Origin of the sequence: Saccharothrix texasensis (genome assembly GCF_003752005.1) — a bacterium.
Taxonomy (GTDB): Bacteria; Actinomycetota; Actinomycetes; order Mycobacteriales; family Pseudonocardiaceae; genus Actinosynnema; species Actinosynnema texasense.
Genome location: NZ_RJKM01000001.1, coordinates 2449620 through 2468639 on the forward strand (window position 1 = coordinate 2449620; position 19020 = coordinate 2468639).

Consider the following 19020-nt stretch of genomic DNA (forward strand, 5'->3'; position numbering starts at 1 on the left):
CGAGAACACCGAGGAGAACACCCTGTGACGACGGAACACCCGCACTCGAAGCTCCTGCGGTTCGCGCTGGCCGACGGCGGCACGGTCCTCGTCGAGGTGGACGAGCGGCCGGGCGTCTCCCCGGCGGGCCGGTCCTCGGCGCGGGTGCTCCAAGAGGCCCGCGCCACGTTCGAGCAGGCGGTCGCCGGTGTCCGGGACGCCGCAGCGGCGGCCCTCGCCCAGTTCGCGTCGATGACCCGCGCGCCCGACGAGGTCGAGCTGAAGTTCGGGCTCAAGCTGGACGCCGAAGCGGGCGCGGTGATCGCCCGCACCGGCGTCCAGGGCCAGTTCGAGGTCAAGCTCCGGTGGCGTCGCGACGGCCTGCCGGTCGAGGAGGAGGTCATCGAGGAGCCGTGACGGCTCAGTCGGCGTAGGTGACGGGTGGCAGGTCGAGCGGCGGTCCGGGCACGTCCAGCCCGGCCGCCCGCACCTCGTCGACGAACCACCTGTCGCGCGAGGCCGCCAGGCTGCCGTCGGCGCGCATCCGCTCCAGCACGCCGTTCACGAACCGGATCAGGTCCGGGTGGTCCTTGCTCATCGCGACGCCCGCCTGCCCACCGCCCTGGCCGCGCAGGTCGACCAAAGTCGTGCCGGGATCCTGGAGCTGGAGTCCCTGCAGGATCGGGAAGTCGGTGTAGATGGCGTCGACGAGGCCGCGTTGCAGCAGCATCAGGCACTCGCTGGAGTCCGGCACCGACACGGGCAGGATCCCGGTGCTCGGCCTCAGCGCGAGCAGGTCGGCGATGCTCGTCGTGGCCGACGCCGCGCACACCTTCCGCCCGGACAGGTCGGCCAGCGACGACCGCCGCTCGGCGCCCGTGCGGGTCAACAGGCCCGCGTTCGTCGTCAGGTAGGGGGCGGAGTACATGACGTCGTGGGTGTAGACCCGACCGCAGGTCAGCGTCACGTCGGCGAGGACCATGTGGACCTCCGGCACCTCGGCGAGCTTCGGGTCGGCCTTGCGCGCCGCGTCGTTCTTGCCCGTCCTCAGCGCCAGCAGCCTGCTGCCGGTCGGCATCGTCACCAGCCGCAGGCGCGGGTCACCGGGGGCGAACCCCGGGCCGAACAACTCGGTCGCGATCCGGTGGATGATGTCGAGCTCGTAGCCCTCCATCTCCCCCGTCACCTGGTTGCGCCGGCTGAGCAGCGGCGTGGTCTGGCTGACGCCGACCACCAGCCCGTCACGGCGGATCTCGTCCAGCGTCGGCCCCACGGGCGCACCCGCGGCGTCACGCCCCAGGGCGGCCGGGTTGAGGGTGCGGCGCGGGTCGAACTCCAGCCGACCCTCCGCCGTCTCGCACGCCTCGATGGGCGTGGCCTCCGATCCCGGATCGGCGTAGCCGTAGGGCAGCACGAGCGGCGCGGCACGTTCCTCCTGCGGCGCGCCGGTCGGGGCCGAGCACCCCGCCAGCAGCAGGGCGAGAGCGGCCGTCACCGCACGCGCCCTCACCGGTAGTACTCCGCGATCCGGGGCCACAGCCCGGCCACCGCCGCGGCCGCCGCAGCGACCATCAGCAGGGCGAAACCGACCGCGAGGCCGTCGAGCGCCGCCCGCGCGGACGCCGTGGCCTCGGCGGAACTCCTGGTGTAGGCGGAGATCGCAGCCGTGAGGTGCTCGTCGACCTGCTCGGCGTGGGTCTTCCCGCCACCCGTCGGCGGTGTCACGATCGCGACCGTCTGGGGGTAGGTCAACGGATTCGAGGTGTCCATCACCCGGGCGTCGGCGTCGACCCACGATGCCAGCGCCGCCGCGGCCTGCTCGACCCGGTCCCGCTCCGGGCCCGGTTCGGTGACCGGTGTGACGTCGCCGATGAGTGCGCCGATCCTGGCCAGGTCGTTCCGCAGCGCTTCGACGTCACCCAGGGTGGGGTAGATCAACATGCGTGCCTCGTTGCTGTCGGCGGACCTGCCGACGTTGCGAGCCTCCGCCAGTGGTGCCACGACCTTCTCCCGTTGCACGATGCTGTCCTCCGCGCTGCCCGAGGCGACGAGCAGCGCCGTCGGCAGCCAGACCAGGGCGACCAGCGTGAGCCCGGCCGCGGCCAGCAGGCCGACGTTGACCCTGCGCCGGGTGCGCCGGGCCGTGAACCGGTGCGCCATGCCGAGGACCACCAGCACGACCACGCCCAACAGATAGGTGGACCAGGCGTGGGAGGAGGCGGCCTCCTGGGCTTCGGTGAGTGCCCTGATCTGCTCGTCGTGCAGCTCGTCGGCGTCCTTCAGGATGGTGCCGCGCACCAGGAACGAGGCCTGGGCGAGGTAGTTCGTGCCGACGGAGTGGTTGTTGCGGCTGGCACTCCACCCGGTCTCGACCAGCTGCACGTACTGGGGCACGAGATCCGTCAGCCGCCGCACCCGATCGGCCGAACTGCCCCCGGCGTCCCGTGACGCGGCCTCGCGCAACGCGTCCACCGCGTCGAAGACGTCCTCGCGGAACTTCTGCTGGAGCCCGGGTGAGCGCTGCTGGTCGACCAGGACCGCGTCGAGCGACGTGGCGTCGGCGTCGGCGAACGTACGGTAGATGTCGAGCGCGGCGGACGTCAGCGCTCCTCTCCGGTCGACCGCGTCGTCGAGCAGCGCCTGCCGGTCGCCCACCACGGTCATCCCGACCAGGCCGAGCGCCAGCGCGAACGCCGCGGCACAAGCCGCGATCAGCGTGAACTTGCCCTCGGTGCGCCGGAGGTAAGCACCGAAACCCTCGCGGATCAACGCCACCTCCTCCAACACCCGCACAAGTGCGGTGTGCCAACGGCCGTTCGCCCCGGTGAACGGTCAAGTCAAGCACAGCGATCACGCGGTGTCGCCGGATTCGACGAACCCGTTCCGCTCCCCCACGGGGTCACCGGGCCGGGCAGCCGTGAGTGGCTGGACAGCGTCGACAGGTTCGCCTCGGTGATCTCGCGCAGCAACGACGTGTCCGGGCCGACCCTCAGGCTCCCGGTGGCGCCTGCTTGGCTCACCGTCCGAGCACGTCCGGACGTGCTGTCGACCGCGCTGGTCGTAGCGATGCCCTCCGACGGAACGTCGTTACCTCGATCGAACCAGCGACGGAGCCTCTCCAGGCTCGATCAATCCTCCTGGACGAGAGGCGGTTCGACCGGAAAACGCGCCGCGACTCGCGGACTCGAGGACGGTCTCGGCCTGCCCTCTACGCCGTCCTGCGCCAACTCCTCCCTACCAGTGATCTGGACGTCGCAGCTCGACCGGCCGTGCGACTCTGCCGCCCGGCGGTCACGGGTGTCCTCCCTCTGTTCCCGGTTACGTCAGGCCGTGCCCTCCCCGATCTCAGGTGTGGCCGAACGCGGAAACACCTTGTCCGCAGAAGTGCGTGATCACCTCGGTCGGATTCGGCTATGCCTTGGATTTGCACGTGATGGCGTCGAGGCGCCGGAGGGGACCGTCATGGGGAGAGGTTCCCGGGCTGACGATGGTGACGGATCGGACGCCGCAGCGCGACGGGATTCTCCCGGGACGGCGGATCGTCGTGGTCGTGCTGTCCGGCAGCGGGGTCGGGCCTCGTCCTCCGGTGCTGTGGTCCAGGCGGGTCGGGACGCGGTGGTCACGTTCGAGCAGCACGTCCACCACCGGGTATCGGTGATTCGATCGGCATCGGTGGGGATCACCACGCTGGTGGTCGTATGCGGTGTGGTCGTCGCCGTCGGCGTCACTATCGTCATCCGCAGTGGTCTGCTGCTGAAGCCGGTGCCCGCGTGGACGATTCCCGCAGTGGTGTCGCTCTTAGCCGTTCCGCTTCTGCTGCGCCGGATGGCGCGGAAGCCGAGCACGCGTCAAGTATTCCTGGTGACCTCGGCTTTCAGTCAGAAGTACTGGATCGCCGAGTTCGTGCAACGCCTGCACCGGGCGCTGGACCGCAAGGGCATCAACCTGGTGTTGAAGGTGCCCGACCGGGACTACGACGCTGCATCGCAGGGTCACGACCTGCGGAGGGTGCTCACCACCAGGGGCAGCTACTTGGGTGGTGTCGTCGTCCCGACCGAGCTGCATCGGATGCGCTCGCTGCTGGTGGAGTTCTGCGCCGAGCTGGCGCTGCCGGTGGTGTTCACCGATGTCGACCCGTTCGACGACGAGAGCGAGTATCCCGCGAACACCGCGTTCGTCGGCTACGCCAGCTCCGACCTCGGGGCGGAGGCGGGCCGTTGGCTGGTGGACCACCTGCGGCGACGCGGGGTGCGACGGCCGCACGTGTTGATCGTCGCCAGCCGTGAGCACTCCGATCGTCAGGAGTTTTGTGCGGACGTGCTGCGAACCGGTTTGGGCAACGTGTCGATCAGCCTTGACGACACCTGCGCCTTCAGCCGTTCCCGCGCCTACGACGCCGTCCAGGCCCACATCCGGTCGCAAGCCGTGCGGTCGCCCCGTCTGGACGCCGTGTTCTGCACCAACGACGAGATGGCGCTGGGGGCGGTCGACGCACTGCGCGCGACGGAATCACCTCTTACCGGGGAGACCACGGTCATCGGTGTCGACGGGATCCCCGAGGCCCGACACCTCATCGCGACCGCCGCGAGTCCGCTGCGGGCCACGGTGGTCCAGGATCCCCACCGCCTCACCGAGAGCGCCGTCGAGGTGCTGCAGAGGTTGCTCGATGGTCGACAGACGGCGACGCGAACGATTCTCAAGCCTGAGGTGTACCAAGTCCGGTGAACACCTCCGGGCTTGATCGGAGTGCACGTCGCGACGAAGTACCGCCGTCGCGTGACGACGCGGGTGAGGCGAGCGCCTCGACGGCAGTTCGACCGGGCCGAGTTCCGCAGTACGCCGCAGGTCCGGTCGACGCGATTCGAGTGGTCGCCCGCCCGACACGTCCACCCCGCCGGGATGACGGTGGGTACAACTCGATCACGCAAGGTGACCACCGAGGCTGCGGGTGGGGGCGTGCCCGAAATCGGGCACGGTATTTGGGTCGGTGGTTGGCTGTGGTCATGCTGGAGGCCGTGGAGGACGAGGTGCCGGAGGAGTTGCTCCGGCACGTGGTCAGGACGACGGGGTTGCCCGGCGGGCTCGCGCGGCGGGTCGTGTCGGATGTCATGGGCTACTTCGTCGAGACGGCGGAGGAGTACGTGGTGCGCCGGCACGCCGAGTTGAGGCGCGCCGGGGTCGGCAACGCCCGGATCTGGGTGTTGTTGCGGGAGGAGCTGGACGTGCGGCCCGTGGCCGCGCCGCCGCTGTCCGAACGGCAGCTGCGCCGGATCGTCTACGGCTAGACCGACGAAGAGGGAGAGCACCGGGTATGTGCGGAATCGTCGGGTACGTGGGTCCGAGGGACGCCGTGCCCGTGCTGCTGGAGGGTCTGCACCGGCTGGAGTACCGGGGCTACGACTCGGCCGGCATCGCGGTCGTGGACGGGGACGAGTTGCGGGTCGTCAAGACCGCCGGGCGCGTCGGGGAGCTGCGCAAGGCCGTTCCGGAGGGCACGGCCGGCCGCACGGGCATCGCGCACACCAGGTGGGCCACCCACGGGGAGCCCACCGACCGCAACGCCCACCCGCACGCGGACGCCGCCGGACGGGTCGCCATCGTCCACAACGGCGTGTTCGAGAACTCCGACCGGCTGCGCGCGCAGCTGGCGGCCGACGGCGTGGCGCTGGCCTCCGACACCGACAGCGAGGTCCTCGCCCACCTGGTCGCCCGCAGCGCCGCGAGCACCTTGGAAGGCGCCGTGCGCGAGGCGTTGGCGCAGGTCGAGGGCACCTACGGGGTGATCGTGACGGACGCCGACCGGCCGGGTGAGCTGGTCGCCGCGCGCCGGGGCAGCCCGGTCGTGCTCGGCGTCGGCGAGCAGGAGATGCTGGTCGCCTCCGACGTCACCGCGCTGGTCCGCTTCACCCGGCAGGTGATCTACCTGGACGACGACGAGATCGCCGTGGTCACCGCCGACGGCTACCGCACGTCCACCATGGACGCCCGCGCCACCAGCACCACCCGCTCCCCCACCTCGATCGACGTCGCGAGCGCCGAGTACGAGCTGGGCGAGCACCCCGACTTCATGTACAAGGAGATGCGGGAGCAGCCCGACGCGGTGGACCGCTGCCTGCGCGGGCGGCTGGACCACCGGTTCTCCTCGGCGCGGCTGGACGGCGTCGGCCTCACCCCGCAGGACTACCAGCGCATCCGCCGGGTCAAGCTGCTCGGCTGCGGCTCGGCGTACTACGCGGGTCAGCTGGGCGCGCAGCTGGTCGAGGAGCTGGCCCGCATCCCGGCCGACGCCGAGCCGGCGTCCGAGTTCCGCTACCGCAACCCCGTGGTCGACCCGGACACGCTGTACGTCGCGATCAGCCAGTCGGGTGAGACGCTGGACACACTCGCGGCCGTGCAGGAGCTCAAGCGCAAGGGCGGGCACGTCATCGGCGTGGTCAACGCGGTGGGCAGCACGATCGCCCGCGAGTGCGGCCACGGTGTCTTCCTGCACGCGGGCCCGGAGGTGTCCGTGGCGGCGACGAAGTCGTTCACCACGATGGCCGTGGCGCTGGCGATGCTGGCGCTGGACCTGGGCCGGGTGCGCGACCTGTCCATCACCGAGGGCAGGCGGCTCGTGGCCGGGTTGGCGCAGCTGCCGCACCAGATCGCGCAGGTGCTGGCCGCCGAGGACGACGTCGCGGCCGTCGCGCGGAAGTACGCCGACGCGCGGCACATGTTCTTCGTCGGCCGGGTGCGCGGCTGGCCTGCCGCGCGGGAGGGCGCGCAGAAGCTGAAGGAGATCTCGTACGTGCACGCCGAGGCCTACCAGGCCTCCGAGCTGAAGCACGGGCCGCTGGCGCTGATCAACCCGGAGATGCCGACCGTGGTGCTGGTGCCGGACGACGAGCTGCTGGCCAAGAACACCGCCACGATCGAGGAGATCAAGGCACGCGGCGGGCCGGTCATCGCGGTCACCGACGCCGAGCTGCCGCCCGGCCTGGCCACGGACGTCATCCGGGTGCCGAAGGCGCACGACGCGCTGGCCCCGATCACGCTGTCGGTGCCGTTGCAGCTGTTCGCCTACCACCTCGCGCGCGCGCTGGGCCGCGACGTGGACCGGCCGCGCAACCTGGCCAAGAGCGTGACCGTCGAGTAGCGCTCGGGGGCGACCGGGGCGGGCTGCACCGTTCAGGCGCGGCCGTTCGCGTGACGCATCGGGGATCGCTATCGACCCATACCGCCCAGGTTTCGGGAGGAGTTGACCTGCGTCGTCGCGCGCGGAACTGTTTGCGTATTTTCGCCGACAACGAACTGCGGGGGACGCCGTGAACCACTTATCGTTCGGGATCACGCTGGCTACACCGGCCACGCACGACGCGCTCGTCGAGTCGTGCCGGGCGGCCGAGGGCTACGGGTTCGACTCCGTGCTGGCCGTCGACCACCTCGGGCCGAACCGGACGTCGCCGTTCTCGGTGCTGAACCTCGCCGCCCAGGTCTCGCCCACCCTCCAGGTCGGCACCTACGTGCTCAACGGGGCCTTCTGGAACTCGTCGCTGCTGTCCAGGGAGGTGCAGACCGTGCAGCGGATGAGCGGGGGACGGCTGCAGCTCGGGATCGGCGCGGGGATCATCAAGCAGGAGTTCGACCTGGCCGGCATCCCGTGGACGCCGATGGACGCGCGGGTCGAGCACGTCGGCTCGCTGCTGGACGACCTGCGGAAGCTGCTGGACGCGGAAGCCGACGTGGAGCACCCGCCGGTGCTGATCGGCGGCACCGGTGACCGGATGCTGCGCTTGGCCGCCGAACGCGCCGACGTGGTCAGCGTGGGCGGCATCAAGCACATCAAGGGCAAGCCGACGGGGAACTTCCGCGTCATCGGCTCGGACGAGACCGAGGAGCGCGTGGCGTTCGTGCGGGACGCGGCGGCGGGGCGCGACGTCACGCTCAACGCGTTCGTCCAGGTGGTCGAGCTGACCGACGACCGGGAGGCGGCGGCCGCGCGGATCGCGGCGGACTGGGAGCTGACGGCGGAGGTGGTGCTCGACTCGCCGTACATGCTGATCGGCTCGTCGGACGAGATCGCGGCGCAGGTCGCGGCGTCCCACGCCCGGTTCGGGTTCACGTCGTTCAACGTGCAGCGGCCGTACCTCGACGCCCTGGGGCCGTCGATCGCGCTCGCCCGCGCCGCGGTCGCATGACCGGCGCGAAGGGCGGTCGGCTGACCGTCGGCCAGGGCACCGCCATGTACGTCGGCGCGGTGCTGGGCACGGGTGTGATCGCGCTGCCCGCGCTGGCGGCGGAGATGGCGGGTCCGGCGTCGCTGCTGGCGTGGCTGGCGCTCGTGGTGCTGTCGGCCCCGCTGGCGGCGACGTTCGCGGCACTGGGCGCCCGGCACCCGGACGCGGGCGGCGTCTCCACCTACGCGCGGCTGGCGTTCGGCGAACGCCTGTCCGCCGTGGTGGGCTGGTGCTTCTACTTCGCCGTGCCGCCGGGCACGACCGCGGCGGCCCTGTTCGCCGGCGCGTACGTCGAGCAGGCCGTCGGCGGCGGGCAGTGGACGGTCGTGGTGACCGCGCTGGCGCTGCTGACCAGCATGGCCGTGACGAACTGGATCGGCCTGCGCGCGTCGGGCGCGGTGCAGTTCGTGCTGGCCGCGCTCCTGGTGTTCCTGGTGCTCGGCTCGGTGCTGCTGGCCGTGCCGCACGTCGACATGGGCAACCTGACCCCGTTCGCCCCTCACGGCTGGCTCGCCATCGCGCCGGCCGCGGGCCTGCTGGTGTGGAGCTTCGCCGGGTGGGAGGCGATCACGCACCTGGCGCAGGAGTTCCGGCACCCGGCGCGCGACCTGCCGCGCGCCACGGGCATCGCCGTCGCGATCGTGGGCCTGCTGTACCTGTCGGTGGCGTTCGCGATCATCGCGGTGCTCGGCCCGGCGGCCGCCGAGTCGGAGGCGCCGCTGGGTCAGCTGATCGCGCGCACGGTCGGCGGTGACGTGAAGGTGGTGGCGGCCGTCGCGGCGGTGCTGCTGACCATCGGGTCGATCAACGCCTACATGGCCAGCGCGTCGAAGCTGAGCGCGGCGCTGGCGCGGGACGGCGCGTTCCCGCGCAACCTGTCCGGTGGCACGGTCGCGGGCGAGGTGCCCCGCCGCAGCCTGGTGGTCGTGGTGGCGCTGTGCTTCCTGTCGCTGGCGGTGGCCATCGGCACGGGCACGGGCGCGAAGCTGCTGGTCCTGCTGACCACCGGCCAGTTCGTGGCGGTGTACCTGCTGGGCACGGCGGCGGCGTTGAAGCTGCTGCCCACGCGGTCGCCCGCGTGGTACGCCGCGCTGGTGGCGTTCCTCGGCGTGGTGGGGCTGACGGTCGCCACGGCGGTGTACATGCTGTGGCCGCTGGTCGTGACGGCGACGGCGCTGCTGTTCCTGCGGTGGAACCGGAAGCGGCGCCAGGACCCGGTGGGCGAAGTCGTGCCGTGACGGGGAGGTCCGGGGTCGCCGCGACGGGCGGCGACCCCGGGCTCGTCACACGGTGCCGGTGAACCGGTCGTCCAGGTAGGCGATCTTGGCCTGCTCGTCCCGGTCGGAGTAGAGGTAGCGGATCCACGCCTGCTGCTCGTGCAGCACCGCGCCCATCTCCCACACGCAGAGCACCTCGCGGTGCTTGCCCTGCTCCAAACGGCGGTAGCTGTCGTGCTGCTTGACGTCCCGGATGTAGACGGTCTCCCACATCTCGTTCTCGCGCCGCCAGGTGCAGACGATGAGGAAGTAGAAGTCGCCCCGGCACAGGTGGTGGACGACGAAGCCGAGGTCGCCGGAGATGTCCAGCTCGCCGGAGGCCGCCTCCTCGCGCAGGAACGCCTTGCCCTCCTCGCGCAGCCCCGGGTCCACCACGTCCTGCGGCTCGCGCACCTCGTACCACTTCAGGTGCGCGTCGGGCAGGGCGAGGTCGTGGTCGGGGAGCGCGATGACGTCCTTGGGGTAGTGGCGGTAGTCGGCGTCGACGTTGGCGATGGCCGCGAGGTGCGACAGGTTCCTGGTCACCGGCGGAATCCTAGTGCCGTGACCGGCGGGTTCCACCGCTGCGCCGGGCGCCTCACGGCGCTAGGCGAACGCGCCGGGCTCGGACAGGAGCTTGACCGTGCTCTCCGGCACGGGCAGCAGCGCCGTGCTGTAGTCGGCCATCATCTCGCCGACCGGGTCGCCGTACTCGGCCCACTCGGGGTGCTCGTACAGCGAGCCGGCGAGCCGGACGCGCTCGTCCAGGCCGGGGAACGCGCGCACCAGCTGCCACTCGTCCTCGTCCAAAGGGGACGGTCCGAACGAGAGCACCGTGATGCCGATGCGGCGCATGAGCGGGATGGTGCCGTCCCGGCTGATGCGGTCGAACTCGGCTCGGGTGCCGGGCTTGAGCTTGAACACGCGGATCTCCAGCAACCAGGGCTCGGTCATGGGTGGCACTCCAAGGACGCGGCGGTACGCCGTAGTGGGTTTTGGGGTGCGCGCAGCTGGGGCGGGCCGAACGCCGGGCTCGCCGACGTTTCTACCGACGAGCACGCCGGCGCGCAAGGGGCCGACTAGGGTGCCGCGTCGTGAAACCGGATCTGACCACCCTGCGCGCCGCCGTGTCCGAGTTCGGCGGCTTCACCACCCCGGAGAAGTCCTGGGCCGTCCTGACGGCGGCCACCGCGCCGGAGTTCGACCTGGGCGTCGCCGCGCACCGGGAAGCCGCGCACGTGTGGCTCAACGCGTGGGGCTGCCGCATCCGCACGCCCCGCCCCGGTGAGCCGCGCGTGCTGGACGAGAGCCTGGCGGCCTGGTGGGCGACGTGGCGGGACGCCCTGCCCGGCGCCGGGACGTGGCTCGCCGACCTGGCCGACGAGCAGGTGGCGCGACTGGCCGACGGCTTCGCCGCGCTGTCGGCGAGCACGGCGGCGGCCACCCCGCGCGGCACCCGGACGCTGGGGCCGACGGCGGCGTCGAAGCTGCTGTTCGCGTTGCGGCCCAACAGCCTGCCGCCGTGGGACAACATGATCGCCGACCGGCTGCACGGCGGTCGCGACGGCGCGGCGTACCGGGCGCACCTGCTGCTCACCCGGGGCTGGGCGGTCGACCTGCTGGCCGAGGCGGGCGTGCCCGAGCCCGAGCTGCTCGACGACCTCGGGCGACCGGGCCGCTCGCTGGCGAAGGTCATCGACGAGTACTGCTACCTGGCCTGCACCCGCGGCTGGACGGCGCCGCGCCGGGGCGTCACGGCCGAGGACGTGCGCCGGATCGCCCGAGCCCTCCCCCGCACGGAGGAGGCGCTGGTCCGCGACCGGGTCAAATACCGCATCGGACGCATCGTGTACCTCGCCCTGTCACCGGATGAGCTGACCATGGGATTCGCGTTCCCCAAGGAGGAGCGGGCGGCGCTGATTGCCTCGGACCCCGACAAATTCCACCCGCCGGTCCCTTCGGACGAGCGGTACAACTGGGTTCGGGCCACCTTGTCTCAACTGGACGAGGCGGAGTTGACCGAGTTGGTGGTAGACGCCTGGCGAATGTGCGTGCCGAAGCGCGTCGCGCGTGATTACCTGGGGCGATAGCCGGGCCGACACCGCCGGACGGGCGAAACGGCGCCTCCGGGAAGCTGCCCGAGCGGGTCATCAGCGTTTCCTGGGTAGGGCCTATAAGGGAACCGAATTGGGCCGTTGACGACGCACAACTCGTGTTTACGATCCTCCCTATCAAGCAGGAGGGGTCGCCGCATGGCCAGTTTGACTCGTTCCGAAGCAGCCGCCCGGGGCGCTTTGTTGGAGATCGACTCGTATCACGTGGACCTGGATCTGACCGGCGATGGGAAAGTATTTCGGTCGACGACGAAAATCTCGTTCACCGCCGGGGAGGGCGGGTCGACCTTCGTGGACGTCAAGCCGGAGGCGCTGCTGGGCGCCCGGCTCAACGACCGCGAGCTGGACGTGTCCGCGCTGGTCGACGGCCGGTTGCCGCTGACCGGGCTGGCCGCCGCCAACGAGCTGGTCGTCGTCGCGGACATGGCCTACTCGCGGGAGTCGAAGGGCCTGCACCGCTACGTCGACCCGGCCGACGAGCAGGTGTACGTGTACGGAGCGGTGTTCCTCGACCACGCTCCGCGCATCTTCGCCTGCTTCGACCAGCCCGACCTGAAGGCGCCGTTCACGTTCGACCTCACCGTCCCCGACGAGTGGACGGTCCTGGGCACGGGTGCGGCCACGAAGGTGTCGGCCGGGCGCTGGCGGGTCGTGCAGGACGTGGCGCAGGCCACGTACCTGACCACGGTCGTCGCCGGGCCGTACGCCTCGTTCGAGACCGTGCACGACGGCGTGCCGCTCGGCGTGCACTGCCGGGCGTCGGTGGCCGAGGCGCTGGAGGCCGACATCCAGGAGGTCTTCGACGTCACGGCCCAGTGCCTCGACGAGTTCCACCGCCTGTTCGGCGTGCGCTACCCGTTCGGCCGGTTCGACCAGGTCTTCGCACCCGAGTTCAGCTACCTGTCGCTGGACCACCCCGGCTGCGTGCTGCTCAAGGAGCTGTACCTGTTCCGCACCCCTGCGCCGCGCAGCGAGCACGAGACCCGCGCGGTGGTCATCGCGCACGGCCTGTCGCTGATGTGGTGGGCGGGCCTGGTGACCAACAAGTGGTGGGACGACCTGTGGCTGGGCCAGGCGTTCGCCGACTACCTGGCGCACCGGGTGCCCAGCGAGGTCACCGAGTTCACCGGCCCGCTGACGACGTTCTCCGCCCGCCGCAAGGGCCAGGCGTACACGGCCGACCAGCGGCCCTCGACCCACCCGGTGTGGATCGACGGCGCGGACGCCATGTCGGCGCTGCTGGACCTGGACCGGATCTCGTACTTCAAGGGCTCGTCGGCGCTGCGGCAGCTCGCGCACCACATCGGCGACGACGCGATGCGCGAGGCGCTGCGGATCTTCTTCGCCCGGCACGCGTACGGCGCGGCGACGTTCGCGGACTTCAACGCGGCGATCGGCGAGGCCGTCGGCCGGGACATGACCGACTGGGCGGACCGCTGGCTCGGCACCGCCAACGTCACCACGCTGGCCCCGGAGCTCACCGCCGAGGACGGCGTGATCACGTCGTTCGCCGTGACGCAGACCGCGCCGGACTCGCACCCGACGCTGCGGCCGCACACCATCGACATCGGCCTGTACGGCGACACCCACGAGACGGTCCGGGTGACCGTGGACGGGGCGCGCACCGAGCTGCCCGAGCTGGTGGGCCGCGGGGTCCCGAAGTTCCTGCTGCTCAACGAGAACGACCTGACCTACGCGAAGATCCGCTACGACGACGCGTCGCGCCAGGCGCTGCCCGAGGTGCTGCCGTCGCTCGCGCCGATCGACCGGGCGATGGTGTGGGCGCAGCTGCTGCAGGGCGTGGTGGACGGCGCCGTCCCGGCGACCGACCACCTGGACCTGGTGACGCGGATGCTCGGCTACGAGACCGAGCTGTCGATCGTGATCGAGGTGCTCGAACAGGCCCGCGTCGACGTGGCCGACCGGCTGCTGGACCCCGAGCTGCGACCGGGCCTGCTCAAGGCCGTGGCGGACGCGGCGCGCGACCGGCTGTCCCGCGTCGCGCCGCACGACGAGCTCGGCCTGGCGCTGGCGCGGGGCCTGGTGGAGTTCACCTCCGACACCTCGGAGCTGCGCGGCTGGCTGGACGGCGTGCCGCTGCCGGCCGGGCTGGAGCTGGACGCCGACCTCGCCTGGCGGGTGCGCTACCGGCTCGCGGTGCTGGGCGCGTTCACCGAGGCGGAGATCGACGAGGCGTACGCGGCGGACCCGAGCACGCACACGGAGCAGTTCGCGGTGAAGGCGCGGGCGGCGATCCCGACGGCCGAGGCCAAGGCGGCCGCGTGGGCCGCGATCACCACCGACGCCGAGCTGTCGAGCTACCGGCTGTGGTCCACCGCCGAGGGGTTCTGGCAGCCGGAGCAGCGGGAGCTGACCGCGCCGTACGTGACCAGGTTCTTCGCCGAGATCGTGGACGTCGCGCGGCTGCGCGAGGACAAGGTGCTGGACACGCTCGTGCTGTGGCTCTACCCGCGCTACGCCACCGAGCAGGCCACGATCGAGGCGGCCGAGGAGCTGTTCGGGCGCGACGACCTGCCGCTGCCGCTGCGCCGACGGGGCGCGGACCTGACCGACGACCTGCGCCGCGCCGTGCACGCGAGGCGCGGGTGAGAGCCGCGGTGGTCGGCGGCGGCGTCGCGGGCGCCGCACTGGCCTGGCGGCTGCGGACGGCCGGCGCGGACGTGACGGTCTACGCGCCGGGCGCCGCCGACGCCTCGGGCGCGTCCGGCGGGCTGGTGCGCGGGTTCGAGGTGGACGGGGGTGCGGCGCGCGACGCCGCCGAGTCGCTGGCCGAGCTGCGGGCCGACGACCTGGTCCGCGACTGGGCCGGGTACCGGGAGACCGGGTCGGTGTACGTGACGGCGGACGACGTCACGCCGTCCGTGGCCGCCGTCGAGGCGGTGCTGCCGGGTTCGGCGTCCGTCGTGGACGGCGCCGAGCTGGCGCGGCGCTTCGGGTTCCGGGACCTGCCCGCCGACGCGGCCGGCGTCGTGGAGCGGCACGCCGGGCACTTCTCCCCCGACCGGTTCCGCGAGCACGCGCTGCGGTGGCTCGCCGGGCACGGCGGCGACGTCCGGACCGAGCGGGTTGCCGAAGTGCTGCCGGGACCGGCGGTTCGGACCTCCGCCGGCGTGACGGCGTTCGACGCGGTGGTCGTCGCGGCCGGCGCGTGGACGCCCCGGCTGGTCGGCGGCGAGCCGTTGCGGGCCAAGCAGATCCAGTACGGCCTCTACCGGTTGCCGATCCCGTGCGCGGCGTCGTTCGTGGACGACCGGACCGGCCTGTACGGGCGGCCGGACCGCGACGGCGCCTTCCTGCTGGGCATGGGGTGCGACCGCTGGGACGTCGACCCCGACGGGGTGACGCCCGACCACGACCTGGCCGCGCGGGTGCTCGACACGGCCCGACGACGGTTCGGCGTCGCGGGCGGCGAGGTCGTCGCGGACCGCGTGGTGGCGTCGTTCGACTGCTACCGCTCACCGGGCGGGCTGCGCCTGGTCGACGCGGGCGGCGGGGTGTCCACGTTCACCGGCGGCAGCGGCGGCGCGGCGAAGACCGTGCTGGCGGCGAGCCGGCGCGCGGCGGCGGAGCTGGTGGCGTCGTGATCCTCGGCATCGACCACGTCGGCCTGCTCACCGCGGACGCCGAGGGGGTGGGCGCGCTGCTCGCCGTGCTCGGACTGTCCAAAGCGGACAGCGGGGTCGCGGGCGACTACGGCGTCTCGTGCGACTTCTGGCAGGTGGGCGCGGACCTCGCGGCCCCGGCCGTGGAGGTGGTCGCGCCGGTGCGGGAGGACTCGGCGGTGGCCGGGCGGCTCGCGCGCGGACCGGGGCTCTACCACCTCGCGTTCGAAGTGGACGACCTCGGCGCCGAGGCGTCCCGCCTGCGCGCCAACGGTTTCGCGCTCGTGGACGCGGAACCGTGCCGGGGGGCGCGGGAGGGCATGGCGGTGCAGTACCTGTACGCGCCCAAGCCCGCCGGCGTGCTCGTGGAACTCGTGCAGTACGCCACCGCGCGCCGCGGCCTATCGCAGCCATCGGGAAACCCGATCAGCACACCGCCGAAAAGCGGTCTCTGAATATTGCTTCCGGCGCGCCGGCGGTAAATAATTAACGGAGACGGTGAGCCACTCACCGCGCAATCCGACTGACTGGGCTCGTCGCACCAGGATTGCTTTCACCGCACCATCCACGCACGTCAGGACGTCGCAGACGTCAGGGGTGACGTCTGCGACGCACATTCCACCACTTCTCTCACAACTTTTTCCCGGCCTGGCGCGAATTGCGCCGGGCGGGCCTTCATCGTGCCGAAAAGCAGTCACAGGACAGGAGTGCTCATGGCCAGCCAGCTCGTGGATTTCGGAGTCGCGGGCTTCGGGTACGCCACCGGCGAGGACCAGGACGTCGCGCAGACGGCCGGTGACTACGTGGGCGACCCCGAACGCGTCGTCCGCTGGGGCTACCACACGTTCCACCGGGCACCGGACGGCGTGACCGCGACCGACCTGGCCGCGCTCGCCGGGCAGGACGCGCTGGACCGCCTCGGCCTCGCCCCCAACGACGTCGACCTCGTCGTGGTGGCCGCCTCCGAGGTGCCGGACTACCACCACTGGGACACGTCGGCCGCCGTCGCGCGCCGGCTCAAGGTCGAGGGCACGACCCAGACGATGCTGCTCACCGAGGGCTGCGCGTGCGGCGTCACGGGCCTCGGCTACGTCGCCGGTCAGCTCGCGCTCCAGCCGGAGCTGCGGACGGTGCTGTTCATCGCGGTCAACCGGGTCAGCGAGTTCCACCGCAACCGGATGAACGTCAACAACGCCGTGCACAGCGACGGCGCGGTGGCCGCCGTCCTCAAGCGCGGCCACGAGGGCGTCAAGTGGCTGGCCACGGACCAGTTCGTGGACCCGGACCTGTCGGACTTCTTCCGCACGGAGGTCGGCGGCGCGGCCAACCCGCTCCCGTTCGACGGCTGGACGGCCAAGGACGCGCCTCCCGGGCACGCCCGCATCCAGGCGCACTTCGACAAGGACCCGGCGAAGCTGCGCGAGTTCGTCGCGACGCTGAACCAGCGCATCACCGACACCATCGACAACGCGCTGCGCCGCGCGGACCTGACCCGCGACGACCTCAAGCACGTCATCTACATCAACGACTCCACCGACACGATCGAGGAGGTCGCGGAGCCGTTCGGCGTCACGGTCGAGCACACCAACGCCGAGCTGTCGCTCAGCCATGGCCACATGGGCGCGGCCGACCAGCTGTTCTGCCTCGGCGAGCACATCGAGCGCGGCGACGTGAAGTCCGGCGACGTCGTGGCCCTGTGCGGGATCTCCATCGGCATGCGCTGGTACTGCACGTTGGTGCGGATCTGATGAGCGACCGGCCGGACTTGCTGGAGTCGTTGCGCGCGGCCGTCGCCGAGGGTCGCGCGCCGTCACCCGCGGACCTCACGCGGCTGGCGCTGGTGACCGACCCGATGGTGCTGCGCAAGGCGGGCAAGCTGTTGGCCCGCCTGGAGGATGTCGAGGGACTGCGGCCGCTGCGCGTGGCCGTGCTCGCGACCTGCACGATCGGGTCCTACGAGCAGATCCTGCGGGCGAGCCTGGTGTCGGCGGGCGTCCTGCCGGAGCTGGCGCCCGGCCCGTACGGGATGTTCGAGCTGACGCTGGCCACCGACCCGTTCGACGGCGTCGACGTGATCACCCTGCTGCTGGACGAGACCGCCTTCCTGCCGCACGACTGGGCCGCGACGGACGTCGACGGCCTCGCCGGGCACCTCGAAGCCCGGCTGGCGGACCTGCGGGGCCTGGTGCTCTCCGCCGTCGAGCGCTGCACCGCGACGGTGCTGCTGCACACCGTGCCGCTGCCCGCCCAGGTGCGCGACTCGGTGATCAGCTGGCGGGCGCGGGCCGCGCTGTCCAAGGCGTGGGCGAAGCTCAACGAGGGCCTGCTGGACCTCGCCGCGCAGCACCGCCAGGTGGCCGTGACCGACCTCGTGTCGGTGCTGGCGGACTCGCCGCACGCGGCGCGTGACGACCGGCTGCACCGCTACGGCGACCTGCCCTACACCGACGGCGCGCTGTACCTGCTGGCGCGGGAGGTGCGGCGGTTCGCCCAGGTCCGCGCCGGCCTGTCGCGCAAGGTGCTGGCGCTGGACCTGGACAACACGCTGTGGGGCGGTGTGCTCGGCGAGGTCGGCGCGGAGGGCGTGCAGCTCGGCGGCCTCTACCCGGGCAACGCCTACCAGGAGGTGCAGCGCACCGCGAGCCGGCTGCGCGACCAGGGCGTGGTGCTGGTGCTGGCCAGCAAGAACGACGCCGACCTGGTGGACGAGGCGCTGACCGCGCACCCGGAGGTGCTGCTGCGGCCGGAGGCGTTCTCCGCGAAGGCCGTGAACTGGTCGCCGAAGGCGGGCAACCTGCGCGAGGCGGCGTCCGCGCTGGGGCTGGGCATCGGGTCGTTCGTGTTCCTGGACGACTCGCCGTTCGAACGCGGCCACGTCGAGGAGGAGCTGCCCGAGGTCGTGGTGCTGGCCGCCGACGGCGACCCCGCGCACATCGTGCGGACGCTGCTGGCGCAGGGCTGGTTCGACGTCGCGGAGCTGACCGAGACCGACCTGGCGCGGCCGGAGCTGTACCGCAGCCGGACGCTGCGCAACGACTTCGCGGGCGGCTTCGGCTCCTCGGAGGACTACCTGCACGCGTTGCAGGTGCGGTTGGTCGTCGAGGAGGCGGACGGCTTCGCCGTGGCGCGTGTCGCGCAGCTGGCCGCCCGCACCAACCAGTTCAACCTGACGGGCCTGCGGTTCGACGAGGCCGAGACCGGCCGGCGCATCGCGGACCCGGACCACCTGGTCGTCACCTTCGCGGTGGCCGACCGGTTCGGCGACGAGGGCGTCATCGGCGCGGCGTGGGTCGACCGCTCCGGCGCCGAGTGGCACGTCGACAACCTCGTGCTCAGCTGCCGGGTGCTGGGGCGCGGCGTGGAGCTGGCGATCGCCGCCTGGCTCGCCCGCCGGGCGCACGCCGCCGGCGCCACCGCGCTGCGCGGGCGGTACGTGCCGTCGAAGAAGAACGGCCTGGCCAAGGGCTTCTGGACCGACGCCGGGTTCACCGGCGAGGGCGACGGCGCGTACGCGCTGGCCCTGGACTCCGACACCGGGCTGCCCGGCACGCCCGCGTGGATCAACCTGCTGGAAGGGAACGAGGTAGCCCGATGACCGAGATCACGGTGGAGCAGTCCGTGCTGGAGATCCTGGCCGGCGCGCTCGACGTGAGCGTCGACGTGCTGCGCGGCGAGCCGGTGCTGGCCCGGCACGAGTGGGACAGCATCAGCTCGCTGGACGCCCTGGCCCAGCTGGAGAACCGGTTGGACGTCACGCTGGACCTGCGCGCGTTCCACGCCGCCCGGACCGTCGACGACGTCGTGGCGCTGGTGCGCCCCACCTCCTGACCCA

The 19020-nt window shown here is 72.0% G+C and carries 17 protein-coding genes; 13 read left to right on the forward strand and 4 right to left on the reverse strand.

Annotated features, from left to right (window positions below; genetic code table 11):
* The first annotated feature begins 24 nt into the window (after positions 1-24).
* Positions 25-396 carry a CU044_2847 family protein gene (locus EDD40_RS09375; protein ID WP_123742555.1) on the forward strand — a complete coding sequence of 124 codons (372 nt, stop codon included), beginning with the start codon at positions 25-27 and terminating at the stop codon, positions 394-396.
* Between the two features lie 4 nt (positions 397-400).
* Here EDD40_RS09375 and EDD40_RS09380 read toward each other — a convergent pair whose 3' ends face one another.
* Together EDD40_RS09380 and EDD40_RS09385 are read right to left on the reverse strand one after the other, a co-directional pair.
* Positions 401-1489, reverse strand: coding sequence for a transporter substrate-binding domain-containing protein (locus EDD40_RS09380; RefSeq protein WP_148088743.1), 1089 nt, complete (start codon positions 1487-1489; stop codon positions 401-403).
* Positions 1486-2772, reverse strand: a complete 1287-nt coding sequence (locus EDD40_RS09385) for a hypothetical protein (protein WP_123742557.1) — start codon at positions 2770-2772, stop codon at positions 1486-1488. The genes EDD40_RS09380 and EDD40_RS09385 overlap by 4 nt, the downstream gene beginning before the upstream one ends.
* A gap of 822 nt (positions 2773-3594) precedes the next feature.
* On the opposite strand from EDD40_RS09385, the gene EDD40_RS09390 reads away from it, so the two are divergent.
* The 5 genes from EDD40_RS09390 (at position 3595) to EDD40_RS09410 (ending at position 9433) form a co-directional block, all read left to right on the forward strand.
* Positions 3595-4704, forward strand: a complete 1110-nt coding sequence (locus EDD40_RS09390; protein ID WP_246037568.1) for a sugar ABC transporter substrate-binding protein — start codon at positions 3595-3597, stop codon at positions 4702-4704.
* Between the two features lie 278 nt (positions 4705-4982).
* On the forward strand, positions 4983-5264 hold the full coding sequence (locus tag EDD40_RS09395) for a hypothetical protein (protein ID WP_123747891.1): 282 nt from the start codon (positions 4983-4985) through the stop codon (positions 5262-5264).
* A 26-nt stretch (positions 5265-5290) separates the two neighbouring features.
* On the forward strand, positions 5291-7114 hold the full coding sequence (gene glmS / locus EDD40_RS09400) for a glutamine--fructose-6-phosphate transaminase (isomerizing) (protein WP_123742558.1): 1824 nt from the start codon (positions 5291-5293) through the stop codon (positions 7112-7114).
* A gap of 169 nt (positions 7115-7283) precedes the next feature.
* Positions 7284-8156 carry a TIGR03621 family F420-dependent LLM class oxidoreductase gene (locus EDD40_RS09405; RefSeq protein WP_170185014.1) on the forward strand — a complete coding sequence of 291 codons (873 nt, stop codon included), beginning with the start codon at positions 7284-7286 and terminating at the stop codon, positions 8154-8156.
* A complete protein-coding gene (locus EDD40_RS09410) occupies positions 8153-9433 on the forward strand; it encodes an APC family permease (RefSeq protein WP_123742560.1) in 1281 nt (426 codons plus the stop codon). Before EDD40_RS09405 ends, EDD40_RS09410 begins: the two co-directional genes overlap by 4 nt.
* Positions 9434-9478: 45 nt before the next feature.
* Here the strand turns inward: EDD40_RS09410 and EDD40_RS09415 are convergent, their stop codons facing one another.
* A complete protein-coding gene (locus EDD40_RS09415) occupies positions 9479-9997 on the reverse strand; it encodes a hypothetical protein (RefSeq protein ID WP_123742561.1) in 519 nt (172 codons plus the stop codon).
* Positions 9998-10057: 60 nt separating this feature from the next.
* Positions 10058-10405, reverse strand: coding sequence for an NIPSNAP family protein (locus EDD40_RS09420; RefSeq protein WP_123742562.1), 348 nt, complete (start codon positions 10403-10405; stop codon positions 10058-10060).
* 758 nt (positions 10406-11163) lie between these two features.
* On the opposite strand from EDD40_RS09420, the gene EDD40_RS42540 reads away from it, so the two are divergent.
* The 7 genes from EDD40_RS42540 to EDD40_RS09455 all read left to right on the forward strand — a co-directional run bounded on the left by EDD40_RS42540 (position 11164) and on the right by EDD40_RS09455 (position 19016).
* Positions 11164-11541 (forward strand): MmcQ/YjbR family DNA-binding protein, encoded by a 378-nt coding sequence (locus EDD40_RS42540; protein ID WP_201441283.1) that lies wholly within the window; start codon positions 11164-11166, stop codon positions 11539-11541.
* Between the two features lie 162 nt (positions 11542-11703).
* Entirely contained in the window at positions 11704-14175 is a 2472-nt protein-coding gene (gene pepN / locus EDD40_RS09430; protein WP_123742563.1) for an aminopeptidase N, read from the forward strand.
* Positions 14172-15170, forward strand: coding sequence for an NAD(P)/FAD-dependent oxidoreductase (locus EDD40_RS09435; RefSeq protein ID WP_123742564.1), 999 nt, complete (start codon positions 14172-14174; stop codon positions 15168-15170). The genes pepN and EDD40_RS09435 overlap by 4 nt, the downstream gene beginning before the upstream one ends.
* Positions 15167-15643: a VOC family protein gene (locus tag EDD40_RS09440; protein ID WP_123742565.1), complete on the forward strand. Its 477-nt coding sequence runs from the start codon at positions 15167-15169 to the stop codon at positions 15641-15643. The genes EDD40_RS09435 and EDD40_RS09440 overlap by 4 nt, the downstream gene beginning before the upstream one ends.
* A gap of 258 nt (positions 15644-15901) precedes the next feature.
* Complete coding sequence (locus tag EDD40_RS09445) at positions 15902-16936, forward strand: 3-oxoacyl-[acyl-carrier-protein] synthase III C-terminal domain-containing protein (protein ID WP_123747892.1); 1035 nt, start codon at positions 15902-15904, stop codon at positions 16934-16936.
* A complete protein-coding gene (locus tag EDD40_RS09450; RefSeq protein WP_123742566.1) occupies positions 16936-18783 on the forward strand; it encodes an HAD-IIIC family phosphatase in 1848 nt (615 codons plus the stop codon). The genes EDD40_RS09445 and EDD40_RS09450 overlap by 1 nt, the downstream gene beginning before the upstream one ends.
* Positions 18780-19016 (forward strand): acyl carrier protein, encoded by a 237-nt coding sequence (locus EDD40_RS09455; RefSeq protein WP_123742567.1) that lies wholly within the window; start codon positions 18780-18782, stop codon positions 19014-19016. Before EDD40_RS09450 ends, EDD40_RS09455 begins: the two co-directional genes overlap by 4 nt.
* Positions 19017-19020 lie beyond the last annotated feature (4 nt).

Bases quoted from the DNA above. Each gene is read 5' to 3' on its own strand.
- EDD40_RS09395 (WP_123747891.1), top strand. From the start codon at position 4,983: ATGCTGGAGGCCGTGGAGGACGAGGTGCCGGAGGAGTTGCTCCGGCAC.
- glmS (WP_123742558.1), top strand. From the start codon at position 5,291: ATGTGCGGAATCGTCGGGTACGTGGGTCCGAGGGACGCCGTGCCCGTG.
- EDD40_RS09410 (WP_123742560.1), top strand. From the start codon at position 8,153: ATGACCGGCGCGAAGGGCGGTCGGCTGACCGTCGGCCAGGGCACCGCC.
- EDD40_RS09420 (WP_123742562.1), bottom strand. From the start codon at position 10,405: ATGACCGAGCCCTGGTTGCTGGAGATCCGCGTGTTCAAGCTCAAGCCC.
- pepN (WP_123742563.1), top strand. From the start codon at position 11,704: ATGGCCAGTTTGACTCGTTCCGAAGCAGCCGCCCGGGGCGCTTTGTTG.
- EDD40_RS09445 (WP_123747892.1), top strand. From the start codon at position 15,902: ATGGCCAGCCAGCTCGTGGATTTCGGAGTCGCGGGCTTCGGGTACGCC.
- EDD40_RS09450 (WP_123742566.1), top strand. From the start codon at position 16,936: ATGAGCGACCGGCCGGACTTGCTGGAGTCGTTGCGCGCGGCCGTCGCC.
- EDD40_RS09455 (WP_123742567.1), top strand. From the start codon at position 18,780: ATGACCGAGATCACGGTGGAGCAGTCCGTGCTGGAGATCCTGGCCGGC.